This window comes from Streptomyces sp. NPDC052496, from assembly GCF_040679095.1.
Lineage (GTDB): Bacteria > Actinomycetota > Actinomycetes > Streptomycetales > Streptomycetaceae > Streptomyces.
Genome location: NZ_JBFAUH010000002.1, coordinates 282,754 through 295,332 on the forward strand (window position 1 = coordinate 282,754; position 12,579 = coordinate 295,332).

At 71.6% G+C, this 12,579-nt stretch carries 14 protein-coding genes; 5 read left to right on the forward strand and 9 right to left on the reverse strand.

What is annotated here, in order from left to right; genetic code table 11:
* Window positions 1–37 precede the first annotated feature (37 nt).
* On the forward strand, window positions 38–679 hold the full coding sequence (locus tag AB0L45_RS04705; protein WP_365836080.1) for a TetR/AcrR family transcriptional regulator: 642 nt from the start codon (window positions 38–40) through the stop codon (window positions 677–679).
* Between the two features lie 418 nt (window positions 680–1,097).
* A complete protein-coding gene (locus AB0L45_RS04710) occupies window positions 1,098–2,567 on the forward strand; it encodes a sensor histidine kinase (protein WP_030017264.1) in 1,470 nt (489 codons plus the stop codon).
* Between the two features lie 499 nt (window positions 2,568–3,066).
* On the opposite strand, the gene AB0L45_RS04715 is transcribed toward AB0L45_RS04710, so the two are convergent.
* Window positions 3,067–3,324, reverse strand: coding sequence for a WhiB family transcriptional regulator (locus tag AB0L45_RS04715; protein ID WP_003983230.1), 258 nt, complete (start codon window positions 3,322–3,324; stop codon window positions 3,067–3,069).
* Window positions 3,325–3,645: 321 nt separating this feature from the next.
* Window positions 3,646–4,614, reverse strand: coding sequence for a diacylglycerol kinase family protein (locus AB0L45_RS04720; protein ID WP_365836083.1), 969 nt, complete (start codon window positions 4,612–4,614; stop codon window positions 3,646–3,648).
* A 175-nt stretch (window positions 4,615–4,789) separates the two neighbouring features.
* Between AB0L45_RS04720 and AB0L45_RS04725 the strand changes: the two genes are divergently transcribed.
* Window positions 4,790–5,293: a hypothetical protein gene (locus tag AB0L45_RS04725; protein ID WP_365836367.1), complete on the forward strand. Its 504-nt coding sequence runs from the start codon at window positions 4,790–4,792 to the stop codon at window positions 5,291–5,293.
* Window positions 5,294–5,459: 166 nt separating this feature from the next.
* On the opposite strand, the gene AB0L45_RS04730 is transcribed toward AB0L45_RS04725, so the two are convergent.
* The 4 genes from AB0L45_RS04730 to AB0L45_RS04745 form a co-directional block, all read right to left on the reverse strand.
* Window positions 5,460–6,401 carry an RNA polymerase sigma factor SigF gene (locus AB0L45_RS04730; RefSeq protein ID WP_365836369.1) on the reverse strand — a complete coding sequence of 314 codons (942 nt, stop codon included), beginning with the start codon at window positions 6,399–6,401 and terminating at the stop codon, window positions 5,460–5,462.
* Window positions 6,402–6,444: 43 nt separating this feature from the next.
* A complete protein-coding gene (locus AB0L45_RS04735; RefSeq protein ID WP_365836086.1) occupies window positions 6,445–6,861 on the reverse strand; it encodes an anti-sigma regulatory factor in 417 nt (138 codons plus the stop codon).
* Between the two features lie 270 nt (window positions 6,862–7,131).
* Window positions 7,132–7,620: a GNAT family N-acetyltransferase gene (locus AB0L45_RS04740; protein ID WP_365836088.1), complete on the reverse strand. Its 489-nt coding sequence runs from the start codon at window positions 7,618–7,620 to the stop codon at window positions 7,132–7,134.
* Window positions 7,621–7,681: 61 nt separating this feature from the next.
* On the reverse strand, window positions 7,682–7,942 hold the full coding sequence (locus AB0L45_RS04745) for a UBP-type zinc finger domain-containing protein (protein ID WP_365836090.1): 261 nt from the start codon (window positions 7,940–7,942) through the stop codon (window positions 7,682–7,684).
* A gap of 107 nt (window positions 7,943–8,049) precedes the next feature.
* Here AB0L45_RS04745 and AB0L45_RS04750 point away from each other — a divergent pair, with 107 nt between their 5' ends.
* A complete protein-coding gene (locus AB0L45_RS04750) occupies window positions 8,050–9,654 on the forward strand; it encodes a Na+/H+ antiporter (protein WP_365836092.1) in 1,605 nt (534 codons plus the stop codon).
* 27 nt (window positions 9,655–9,681) lie between these two features.
* Here AB0L45_RS04750 and AB0L45_RS04755 read toward each other — a convergent pair whose 3' ends face one another.
* The 3 genes from AB0L45_RS04755 to AB0L45_RS04765 form a co-directional block, all read right to left on the reverse strand.
* A complete protein-coding gene (locus AB0L45_RS04755; RefSeq protein WP_365836094.1) occupies window positions 9,682–10,602 on the reverse strand; it encodes a pyridoxal-phosphate dependent enzyme in 921 nt (306 codons plus the stop codon).
* Window positions 10,603–10,686: 84 nt separating this feature from the next.
* Window positions 10,687–11,280: an N-acetylmuramoyl-L-alanine amidase gene (locus AB0L45_RS04760; protein WP_365836096.1), complete on the reverse strand. Its 594-nt coding sequence runs from the start codon at window positions 11,278–11,280 to the stop codon at window positions 10,687–10,689.
* A gap of 203 nt (window positions 11,281–11,483) precedes the next feature.
* Window positions 11,484–11,717, reverse strand: a complete 234-nt coding sequence (locus AB0L45_RS04765) for a hypothetical protein (protein WP_365836098.1) — start codon at window positions 11,715–11,717, stop codon at window positions 11,484–11,486.
* A gap of 106 nt (window positions 11,718–11,823) precedes the next feature.
* Between AB0L45_RS04765 and AB0L45_RS04770 the strand changes: the two genes are divergently transcribed.
* Window positions 11,824–12,579: a helix-turn-helix transcriptional regulator gene (locus tag AB0L45_RS04770; protein ID WP_365836100.1), complete on the forward strand. Its 756-nt coding sequence runs from the start codon at window positions 11,824–11,826 to the stop codon at window positions 12,577–12,579.

The following is a 12,579-nucleotide window of genomic DNA, read 5'->3' on the forward strand; positions in this document are numbered from 1 at the left end:
AGCAGGGTTTCCGTAGCGAGCGCTATAGAATCTGTGCATGGCGACGAAACAGCGCGCACAGCGCGGGCGGCCCCGGTCCTTCGACCGCGAGACGGCCCTGGAGCAGGCGATGCGGGCCTTCTGGGAGCACGGCTACGAAGCCGTCTCCATCGCCGATCTCACCGAGACGATGGGCATCAAGGCGCCCAGCCTGTACGCGGCGTTCGGGGACAAGCGGACGCTGTTCGAGGAGGCGGTCGAGGCGTACGTCCGGGACTTCGGCGCCTTCTCCGGCCGCGCCCTCGCCGAGGAGCCGACCGCCCGCCGGGCCGTGGCGCGGATGCTGCACGAGGCGGCGGCCTTCCACACCCTCCCGGGCTATCCGCGCGGCTGCATGATCATCACGGCCGCCACCAATTGCACGGTCCAGTCCGAGGACGTCATGCACAGCCTCCAGGAGCGCCGCGCCCGGACCGTGGAGCTGCTGGAGGAGCGGGTCCGGGGGGACGTCGAGGCCGGTGAGCTGCCTGCCGGCACCGACACGCACGCCCTCGCGGCCTATGGCGTGACCGTGCTCCAGGGCATGTCGCAGCAGGCGCGGGACGGCGCGGACCGTACGACCTTGGAGCGGGTCGCCGAGCTGGCGATGGCCGCCTGGCCGCGGGGGAAGAGCGACCCCGAGGCGGAAGGGAAGGCGTAAGGCGGAAGAGAAGGCGTAAGGGCAGCGGAACCGGCGGGCCGGAGACACCCGCGGGCCGCGGCGCCGGGACAGGACCCTCAACCTGTCCGGCACCGCAGCCCGGAGCTTCATCGGCCGGCCCGGCGGCAGGAGGCGTCCCACGTGCGGTAGGAACATCCGCCCGCCCAGAGGCCGGTCGACCGGAGGCCGTCGCGCAGTCAGGGCAGAGAGCGCTCGGGCCTCTGTCCACTCTCCTGTGCGGGGAGAGTGGAGGTCTCTGGAGGTTCTCGAAGTCTGGTGCCGGTACCGCGGGGCCCGGGGGCCGCCCCTCGCGGGGTGCGATACCGACTCATTGTGGACTAGACCATTCAGATCTGTCCATGGCCTTGCGAGGACAACACCTACACCGTACGCCGGTAGGCTCCAGGGCGTGCCCTCCATGAACGATCTCGTACGCCAGCACACCGCCCTCAGCGACTCCGACCTGGAGTGGCTGCACCTGCTGGTCTCGGAGTGGCAGCTGCTCTCCGACCTCTCCTTCGCCGATCTGGTGCTGTGGGTGCCCACCCTCGACGGCACGCGGTACGTCTCCGTCGCCCAGATGCGGCCCAACACGGGGCCGACCTCCTACCAGGACGACATGGTCGGGCATCTCGTTCCACGGGGCCGCCGTCCGATGCTCGACTCCGCCCTGGACGAGGGACGGATCGTACGTGAGGGCGACCCCGAGTGGCGCGAGGAGGTGCCGGTACGGGTCGAGTCGATCCCGGTGCGCCGCGAGGGCCGGGTGCTGGGCGTCATCGCACGGAACACCAACCTGCTGACGGTACGGACGCCGAGCCGGCTGGAACTCACCTACCTCCAGAGCGCCTCCGACCTCGCCCAGATGATCGCCGCAGGATCCTTTCCCTTCCCCGGCCAGCAGGTCGACATGGACGCCTCGCCGCGGGCCGGCGACGGGCTGATCCGGCTGGACGCCGACGGCGTCGTCCAGTACGCCAGCCCGAACGCCCTGTCGGCCTACCACCGCCTCGGCCTCGCCGCCGACCTCGTGGGACACCACCTCGGCCAGGCCACCGCCGAACTGGCGCCCGCCCGCGGCCCCGTCGACGAGGCCCTGGTCAAGCTGGCCAGCGGCTGGGCGCCGCGGGAGTTCGAGGTCGAGGGCGAGGACGGGGTGATCCAGCTGCGCGCCATCCCGCTCAAGCCCAAGGGCACGCACATCGGTTCGCTGGTCCTGCTGCGCGACGTCACCGAACTGCGGCGCCGCGAACGGGAGCTGATCACCAAGGACGCCACCATCCGGGAGATCCACCACCGGGTGAAGAACAACCTGCAGACGGTGGCCGCCCTGCTGCGCCTCCAGTCCCGCCGGATGGACTCCGAGCAGGGCCGCGAGGCGCTCAACGAGGCCGTACGCAGGGTCGGTTCGATCGCGATCGTGCACGAGACGCTGTCCCAGAACCTCGACGAGCGCGTCGAGTTCGACGAGATCGCCGACCGGGTGCTGGCGATGGTCGCCGAGATCGCGCCGGGCGCCGTGACCACGCGCCGTACGGGCCGCTTCGGCATACTCGACGCCGAGGTCGCCACGCCGCTCTCCATGGTCCTCACGGAGGTCCTCCAGAACGCCCTCGAACACGCCTTCGTCCCAGGTGACCAGGGGTCCGTCGAGGTGGGCGCGGTACGCGGCGGCAGCCGTACGGAGCCCCGCCTGCTGGTCACGGTGCAGGACAACGGCCGCGGCCTGCCGGACGGGTTCGACCCGCACCGGGCGGGGAATCTCGGGCTGCAGATCGTACGCACGCTCGTGGAGGGCGAGTTGGGCGGAAAGTTCGACATGGTGCCCGGGGCCGAACGGGGTACTCAGGTGATTCTCGACATTCCCGTACGTGCCGAGAAGCACTGACGGGGCGTACCGGTGAAGGGGCACCGATGAAGGGGGCGCTCATCAAGTGAGCGGCGCGGGTACGGAATTCGGGAAATCCGAAGGAAAGTCCGCGCGGTGTCCCCGCTCCGCCGAATGGCCGCACAGCAGAACGACGTAACGGAAGAGTGACGGCGCGGGCGGCGAATGGACAACGGTGGGGTGGGGTAAGTCACTGGGGGCGTTCGGGAGGTGAAGGTCCGTACCTGCGAAGAAGAGGTCCGTACCTTCAGGGGAGAGGGGGCGAGGTGCCGGGACGGGAAGCGGTCGGCGGCGTGGCGCCCCGCGGTGGCTCCGTAGGCGGCCAGGTGCCGGGAGGCGCCCTCGAAGACGGCCGGCTCCGGACAGCAGTAAGCCCCGGACCCATCCGGTCCGGGGCTCAAAGCTCACATTGCGTGGGGAGCTCCCAGGCGCTCGGGGCGCTGGGGGAGCATCGGGGGTACTGCGCGCTGCGGCTCGGGGGCCACGGGGCGTCCGGCGGTCAGGCGCTGGCGTTGCGCGCCCGGTTGCGAGCGGCACGGCGCTTCATGGCGCGGCGCTCGTCCTCGCTGAGACCACCCCAGACGCCGGAGTCCTGGCCGGACTCAAGCGCCCACTGCAGGCACTGCTCCATGACGGGGCAGCGGCGGCAGACGGCCTTGGCTTCCTCGATCTGCAGCAGCGCAGGACCGGTGTTGCCGATGGGGAAGAAGAGCTCGGGGTCTTCCTCGCGGCAAACGGCGCGGTGACGCCAGTCCATGGCTGCTCCATCTCCTCGTGTGACGGGATCGTTGCTTGTGAATGTGAACGCTTTCACGAATCCCTCCACAAGGGAAGGGCCGAACCCCAGTTGAGAACTGGTGCGGTCCTGAAGAATGAGGAGGAGGATTCGGGCTCTCAAGGGGGCCGGTAGAAACGGCCGTCCCGATCGCCATGAAGAGACTCGCAAACCTCGGCGGCGGATACAACCCCTTCCGGAAACTTTTTTTTGATTCCTTGGTGTCGCCTAGGTCACAGCCGTACTTCTAGGGGGTGGAAGTCAGCCTAAACGTTCGACTGAAAGGACTTTAGGCCCTACTGCTCACACAATCACACGCAGTGCACGGCGAACGCCTGTGAACGTCACGCTCGTACGGAGCCCCAGGTGGTCACCGTCCATCTGGAAGGGCAGCGGCGCCTGCGAATGCAAGGTGAAGTCCGTCAAGTCGTGCAGCGAGACCACATGCTTGCCCCGGGGGCCGCGCTCCGGTGTTGACGCCAGCAGCTGGGTCGCATAGCGGGTCACCGCGGATGCGGACAGTTTGGACAGGGCGAACACGTCCAGCGCCGTGTCGAAGGAGGCCTCCGGAGCCGGGTAGACCGGACGATTGCCCAGGTAGGTCCAGGGAGCGGTGTTGCAGATTATCGACATCACCAGGTGTTCCACCGGGTCCTCGCCCGGGCGCTCCAGCGTGATCGTGCCGTGCCGCCGGTTCGACTCGCCGACGTACTGCCGCAGGACCTGCCGCATGTAGAGCGCGTGCGTCGAACGCTTGCCCCGCTCCCGCTGCTGCTCGACCCGGCCGACCACGCCCGCGTCGAAGCCGAAGCCCGCGCAGAAGGTGAACCAGCGCGCCGGTACGCCCTCGTCCTCCGTACCCGGCGTGCCGGCGGCCAGGCCGAGCCCCACCGTGCGTTCGCTGCCGTCACGCAGCGCGTCCAGGAGGGCGCCGGTCGCCTCGACCACGTCGTTCGGCAGGCCGAGGGCCCGCGCGAAGACGTTGGTGGAGCCGCCGGGGACGACGGCCAGGCGCGGGTGCCCGTCGGGGTCGGGGCCGTGCGTCAGCAGACCGTTGACGACCTCGTTGACCGTGCCGTCGCCGCCGAGCGCCACGACCAGCTCGATCTGGCCGCCCTCCGCCGCCTGCCGTGCGAGGTCCCGGGCGTGCCCCCGGTACTGCGTCTCGGCGACCTCCAGCTTCAGGTCGCTGGCCAGCGCGTGGGTGAGCACTTCACGCGTACGCGCACTGGTGGTGGTAGCTGCGGGATTGACCACGAGAAGTGCGCGCATGTGATGCAGGGTACCTACTTGCCGGTACCCGACTCACTCCCTGCCCACCGTCCGGAGCGGGCCCCGGGGCTACCCTGCAGGGGTGAGCAGTGAGCAGAAACGGCCCGCGGCCAAGCCGGCCAGACCCTCCCGGCAGGCCGGGGCGACACGGGGCAGCAAGCCGGACGGGAAGAACGTGCAGGCCGGAGCCGCGAAGGCCGGTCCGGGCGGAAAGTCCGGGAAGGCCGGCAAGCCCGTAGCGGACGGTAAGGGCGCAAAGAGGGCCGCCACCGCCGCGCCCGGGCCCAGCGGCCCGCGGCCGGCCCGGCTCAGCGCCGCCGCGGTGCTCACCGCCGTCGAAGGTGTGGCGCTGGCCGCTCTCGGCGTCTACATGCTCATCGAAGGGCTGGCCGGTTCGCCCGACAGTCCGCGGCAGGCGGAGATGGGCGGCCTGACCGTGCTCGCACTGGCGGTGCTGCCGCTGGTCGCCGCGCGCGGACTGTGGCTGCGGCGTCGCTGGAGCCGCGGGCCCTCACTGATCACCCAGATCGTGGCGTTCCCGGTGGCCTGGACGCTGATCAACGGCGGCGGCGCGCTGATCGCGGCCGGTATCGGCCTGGCGGTGGTCGCGATCGCGGTCCTCGGACTGCTGGTGAACCCGACGGCCACCGAGGCGCTGGGGATCGCGCCGCGGGACTGAGGCCCGGGAAGCGGGCCCGTGCGGTCCGGTTCCGCAGACGGGCGCGCCCGGCCTCGCTCCCGCAGGGGGCTTGCCGCCCCGGGCGCACGGGCCCCCACGCACGACGCCCCGGCTCGGGTCATCCGGCCGGGGCGGTGGCGTTCGCGGTGCTCGGGGGCGCTTCGGGCTACTCCTCCACCAGGAGCTTGTCGCGGAGCTGGGCCAGGGTGCGGGCCAGCAGGCGGGAGACGTGCATCTGGGAGATGCCGACCTCCTGGGCGATCTGCGACTGGGTCATGTTGCCGAAGAAGCGCAGCAGCAGGATCTTCTTCTCCCGCGGCGGCAGGTCCTCCAGCAGCGGCTTGAGCGACTCGCGGTACTCGACGCCCTCCAGCGCCTCGTCCTCGGCGCCCAGGGTGTCGGCGACGGCCGGCGACTCGTCGTCGGTGTCCGGTACGTCCAGCGACAGCGTGCTGTACGCGTTGGCCGACTCCAGCCCCTCCAGGACCTCCTCCTCGGAGATCGCGAGGTGCTCGGCCAGCTCGTGGACCGTGGGGGAGCGGCCGTGCCGCTGCGAGAGCTCGGCGGTCGCGGTGGTCAGGGACAGCCGCAGCTCCTGGAGGCGGCGGGGCACCCGGACCGCCCAGCCCTTGTCGCGGAAGTGCCGCTTGATCTCACCGACGACCGTGGGCGTGGCGTACGTGGAGAACTCCACGCCACGGTCCGGGTCGAAGCGGTCCACGGACTTGATCAGACCGATGGTGGCGACCTGGGTCAGGTCGTCCAGCGGCTCGCCGCGGTTCCGGAAGCGCCGGGCCAGGTGCTCGACGAGCGGCAGGTGCATCCGCACGAGCGTGTTGCGCAGCTCGGCGCGCTCCGCCGATCCGTCGGGCAGCTTGCGGAGCTCGTAGAACATCGCCCGCGCGCCGCTGCGGTCATGGGGGTCGTGAGGGTCATGAGGGTGGTGCGGGGTGTGCGGATCGCGCTCGTTCCGCTTGTTCTCGCTCTGGTCCATGTGGTCCGCCCGCTCTGCCTGCTCCGCCGTGTCCGAACGGCCGCCGTGGTCATCCGCGCCCACCGGTTGCGGCCGGGCATGATGCTGCTCGGGGATGGCCGTACCGGGCGCCATCCGCGTGCCGCTTTCAAGATCCTTCACGGGGCCCCCTGTTCGGTCATGACGGTCCGGGACCGGCGCCGCGCTCCTTGTACAGGCTGATGGTGACCGTACGGTCCTCCGCGACGGTGGAGTCGACCTTGCCGGCCAGCGCGGAGAGCACCGTCCAGGCGAAGGTGTCGCGCTCGGGGGCGCGGCCGTCGGTCGTCGGGGCCGAGACGGTCACCTGCAGCGCGTCGTCGATCAGGCGGAAGACGCAGCTCAGTACGGAGCCCGGCACGGCCTGTTGCAGAAGAATCGCGCACGCCTCGTCGACGGCGATACGCAGATCCTCGATCTCGTCGAGGGTGAAGTCCAAGCGGGCTGCGAGGCCGGCCGTGGCCGTACGCAGCACCGACAGGTAGGCACCCGCAGCGGGCAGCCGGACTTCCACGAAGTCCTGGGTCTTCCCGGGCTCGCCTGCGATCTGGGACACCCTCACCTCCAAGGTGACACAAGCTGGTTGAGCTGATATTCGCGCCGGTCGCGGCCCCTTCTGGTGTCAGAAGGACAACGATCCGGCGCGGCACATGGTTCGCCTGCGACGCTATCGCGATCTGCGGGGCGATGTCGCCCGGAAGAGGCAGCGCCGGCTTCCGGTACGACGGTGGGACTCACAACGTCCCGCAGTCCCACGACTGTCACTCATTGTAAGCCTACGGGTACGGACAGTGGCTAGGGGTCTGCACTGCCAAATCGGAACTAGTTACGCTGCGTTGACGTTCGAGACGCCCGCAAGGTTGTGCAGTGCATCTCCAGTGAGCCGGAAGACGGTCCATCCGTCCATGGGTGCGGCGCCGATCGACCGGTAAAAACCGATGGACGGTTCATTCCAATCCAGGACTGACCACTCGAAACGCTCGTAGCCGCGCTCCACGCATATCTCCGCGAGGGCCGCCAGGAGCGCCTTGCCGTGGCCGCCGCCGCGCGCCTCGGGCCGGACGTAGAGATCCTCCAGATAGACACCGTGCGTGCCCGTCCACGTCGAGAAGTTGCGGAACCACAGGGCGAAGCCGACCGGGCTCCCGGCGTCCTCGGCCATGAGCGCGAACGCCGCCGGATGCTCCCCGAAGAGGGCCTCGCGCAGCTGTGCCTCGGTCGCCCTCGCGGACTCCCGGGCGCGCTCGTACTCGGCCAGCTCGCGGATCATCGTGTGGATGACGGGCACGTCGTCGACCGTCGCGGTGCGGATCATGCCTGAAGGCTAGCGGGCGGCACTGACATCCGGTCCGCGGGCCCGGTGCCCGCCGCGCGGCTCAGACCACGGCCTCGTCCACGAAGCACCACCGCCAGCTCTCGCCCGGCTCGTACGACCGCATGACCGCGTGGCCGGTCGCCGCGTAGTGGCCCGTGGCGTGCCGGTACGGCGAGGAGTCGCAGCAGCCGACGTGCCCGCACACCAGGCACAGCCGCAGCTGTACGGGATGGCTGCCGACGGCCTCGCACTCGGGGCAGGTGGCGCTCAGCGCGGCCGGCTCGGGGCGCGGCAGTTCGGGAACATGCGGGCACTCGCTCATGATTGCCAGGTTAGATCGCCGGAGCGGGCGTGGCACGGGTGCCCGCGGCGGCGACCGGGGACGGCACCGGCCGGCCACGGTAGGACGGGACGGGACGGGCGAGGCCGATGGACGTGATGCCACTACTGCTGCTGGTCGCGGGGAGCGCGGCGGTCGCCGGGGCCGCCCGGCGCACGCCCGTGCCCGGGCCGCTGCTGCTCGTCGTGGCGGGGCTGGCCGCCTCGTACATCCCGGGCGTACCGGACTACACACTCGATCCGCACATCGTGCTGCCGCTGCTGCTGCCCCCGCTGCTGCACACCGCGGCGCTGGAGAGCTCCTATCTCGACCTGCGGGCCAACCTGCGCCCGGTGGCGCTGCTGTCGGTGGGCTACGTGCTCTTCGCGACGGTCGCCGTCGGGTACGTCGCCTACCTGGTCATCCCGGACCTGCCGCTGGCGGCGGCGCTCGTCCTGGGCGCGGTGGTCGCGCCGCCGGACGCGGTGGCCGCCACCGCCATCGCCCGCCGGCTGCGCCTGCCGAACCGGATCACGACGATCCTCCAGGGCGAGTCGCTGGTCAACGACGCCACCGCGATCACCGCCTACAAGGTGGCGGTGGCCGCCGCCGCGGGGGTGGGCGCGACCTGGACCGACGGGATCCGCGAGTTCGCGGTGGCGGCGCTCGGCGGTATCGGCGTCGGGGTGGTGCTGATGATCCCGCTGCACTGGCTGCGCTGCCGGCTGCGGGACGCGCCGCTGCTGGAGAACACCCTGTCGCTGCTCATCCCGTTCGTGGCCTACCAGGTGGCCGAGGAGTTCGGGGCGTCCGGAGTGCTGGCGGTCGTGGTGGTCGCGCTCTACCTGGGGCACCGCTCCTGGCAGGTGGATTTCGAGACGCGGCTCCAGGAGGAGGCCGTGTGGAAGATGGTCTCCTTCGTACTGGAGTCGTCGGTGTTCGCGCTGATCGGCCTGCAACTGCCGGTGGTGCTGCGCGGGCTGGGCGAGTTCGGCGGCGGGGAGGCGGCCTGGTACGCGGCCGTGGTCTTCGCCGTGGTGGTGCTCGCGCGCTTCGTGTGGGTCTTCCCCGCGACGTTCGTGCCGCGGGTGCTGTCGGAACGCATCCGCGCACGCGAGCCCGGTACGGACTGGAAGGCGCCCGTGATCGTCGGGTGGGCCGGGATGCGTGGCGTGGTGTCGCTGGCGATCGCCTTCTCCATCCCGATGACCGTCCACGGCTCCGACGAGGGCTTCCCGGCGCGCAACCTGGTGCTCTTCCTGACCTTCACCACCGTCATCGGCACGCTCGCCGTCCAAGGGCTGACGCTGCCGCCTCTGATCCGCGCGCTGCGGCTGCCGCCGCGGGACGTACGGGGCGAGACGCTCGCCGAGGCACAGGCGCAGAACGACGCGTCACGCGCCGCCGAGCAGCGGCTGACCGAGCTGCTGGAGGACGAACGCAACGCGCTTCCGGGGCCCCTGGCGGACCGCCTGCGCACGGTCATGGAGCGGCGGCGCAACGCGGTGTGGGAGCGGCTGGGCACGGTCGACGAGGTGACGGGGGAGTCGGCGGACGACACGTACCGGCGGCTGGCGCGGGAGATGATCGACGCGGAGCGCAAGGTGTTCGTACGGCTGCGGGACGAGCGGCGGATCGACGACGAGATGATGCGCGTCCTGCTGAAGCGGCTCGACCTGGAGGAGGCCGCGGCGTACCGGGAGGCGGCCGACTAGGACGGCTGCGGGGCCGCTCGGGGCGCCTCAGGAGGGCTCAGGGGCTCCTGTGACGACCGCGGTGACGGTGGTGCCGGAGGGGAAGGCGCCCTCTTCCGCCAGGGTGGTCAGGCCCAGGAGGAGTTTGGCCACGTAGAGGCGCTCCAGGGGTATGCCGTGCCGGGCCTCGAAGCCGGCGGCGAAGGCGTCCAGTTCCGGGGTGCGGCGGGCGTAGCCGCCGCAGTGGAAGCGGTCGTCCAGGTGCCAGGCGCCGCGCCGGGCGCCGAAGGCCGCCTGCTGGAGGCGTTCGGTCTCCGCGGCGAGGAAGTGCGGGGTGCCGCCCTTGAGGACGGGGATGCCGAGGGCCCGCTGGTCCGGCGCCAGGCCCGCGGCCAGGCCGGCCAGTGTGCCGCCGGTGCCACAGGCCACGGCGACGACGTCCGACACGCCGCGCAGCTCCCGGCCCAGGGCCGTGCAGCCCTGGACGGCGAGGGCGTTGCTGCCGCCTTCCGGTACGGCGAAGTGCGGGCCGAAACGTTCCCGGAGCGCCGCGGTGACCTCCGGTTCGGCCTTGCGCCGGTAGGTGGCGCGGTCGATGAAGTGCAGCCGCATGCCGTCGGCGGCGCAGCGCGCCAGGGACGGGTTGAGCGGCTGGTCCGCCAGCTCCGCGCCGCGTATGACGCCGATCGTGGCGAAACCCAGGAGGCGGCCGGCCGCGGCGGTGGCGCGCAGATGGTTGGAGTACGCGCCCCCGAACGTCAGCAGCGTGCGCGCCCCGGCCTCGGCCGCCGCCCGCAGGTTCGGCTCCAGCTTGCGCCACTTGTTGCCGGGCAGCTCGGGATGGATCAGGTCGTCCCGTTTGAGCAGCAGCCGCACACCGCGGCGCGCGAACCGTCCGTCCTCGACGTGCTGGAGGGGGGACGGCAGGCGCGGCCGCAGTGCGGCGGGATCGGGGACGGGGGAGGTCACCCGGCCATTGTCGCGCGGCGGCGGGGGTCACCTCACGGAGCGGTCGTCCCGAGACGGCGATGTCACCTCACGGGACGGCCGGTGTCACTTCAGCCGGGCGCCGATGCGGGCCCGCATGTCCTTCATCGTGAAGCCCTTGGGGTCTATCTTGTCGGCCCGCCATTCCAGGTGGCCGATGACCGAGTACTCGTTCCAGCCGTGGACCCGGCACAGCGCGGCCGCGGCCTTCTCGACGGCCGCCAGCTGGGCCTCGGGCCAGGGGTCCTTGCCGTCGCCCAGGTTCTCGCACTCGAAGCCGTAGAAGTGGACGTTGCCGTCGGCGTTGTACTGGTTGGTGGGGGGCAGCTGCTTCTTCTCGGCGATCACGGCGTTCAGCACGTCCCGGTCGCCGCTGCCGGCGTGGTTGGCCCGGCCGCAGCCGACCAGGTGCACCCGGCCGTCCTTGGTGATCACCCCGTGGCACAGCGGACCCGGCAGCGCCGAGGTGCCGTCGTAACACAGGCGGACCGTGCTCTCGGTCCCGGACGTGACGGTGTGGTGGATCACCACACCGTGCACCGGGCCCCAGTCACCGTGGCCCGCGCGGTTGTGGGTGCGCCACTCGCCGACCTCGACGATCTCCAGGCCCTCGTCTCTGAGGGCTTGGAGGAAGGTGTTCGCGGACATGGGTGGGGCCATGGCCGACTCCGTTCGGTGCGCGGCGGCCGCCGACCGCGCACCGCCTCATGAATCGCTTGTACTGGAACGTCAGGTCGCAGACCAGCCGTTCGTCAGGTGTACGAGCGGATGAGCGAGCGGTTTCAGCCGCTATCCACCGCTTTGCGCCGCGGGGAGAGCCGCTTTCCAGCCCCGTCTTCCGGCCCGGCTTCCGGGCCCGGTGCTCAGCCCCGCAGGAAGCCGTCACCGTGGGTGGCGATGTGTGCCTCCAGCGCGCTCAGCGCCTCCTGGGTGGCCTGGGAGGAGCCGCTGCCGCGGCGCTCGGCGTAGTACGCCGCGCCCAGCTTCTTCAGCAGGTCGTTGCCCGCCCGCTGCTGCTGGACCTCGTCGACCTTCTGCTTGCCCTGGTTCAGCGCGCTCTGAGCCTGCTCCTTGGCGCGGTCGAGAAAGCCTGCCATTGCTGCCTCCGTGAGGTCGGGGGAGGGGCGTACGGCCCGCTGGTCACGGTGCCGTACCCGATCAACGGACCGGACGTTACCCGCGTTCCCGTGCCAGGCTGGGAACATGAGCGCGGACGGGGACGGCGGCGGGTGCCGGAGCATCGAGGGGCGGCGCGACGGGTACCGGGAGCGGCCTTCGCGGCTGTCCGGCGCGGTGCTGTGGGTGAAGCGGGCGCCCGGCGGTGTGCCGGAAGCGCCCCGGCCGGTGCTGCCCGACGGCTGCACGGACCTGCTGTGGATGGACGGCCGGCTGATCGTGGCCGGACCGGACACCACCGCCCACATCCCGGCCGCCCGGCCCGGCTCTGTCGTCGTCGGACTGCGCTTCGCCCCTGGTCAGGGCCCTGCCGTCGTCGGCGTGCCGGCGCACGTGCTGCGCGACCGGCGGGTGCCGCTGACGGAACTGTGGCCCCGGGACCTGGTGGAGCGGCTGACCGGGACGGTGGCCGGGACCGGTTCACCCGGAAGGGTGCTGGAGGAGATCGCCCTACGGCGTCTGCGGGAGGCGGCCGGCCCGTCCGACCCGGCGCGCGGCGTGATCGCCGCGGCGCTCGGCCGCGGCCGGTCCGTGGCGGAGGTCGCCGGGACCGTGGGCGTCGGCGAGCGGCAGCTGCACCGCCGGTGCCTGGAGGCGTTCGGCTACGGTCCCAAGATGCTGGCCAGGGTGCTGCGCCTGGTCCGCGCGCTGGAACTGGCCCGCGGCGGGATGCCGTACGCGGACGTGGCGGCCCGCGCCGGGTACGCGGACCAGGCGCACCTGGCGCGCGAGGTGAAGGCGCTGGCGGGGGCCCCGCTGGGGGTGATCGCGGCCCCGGGGTAG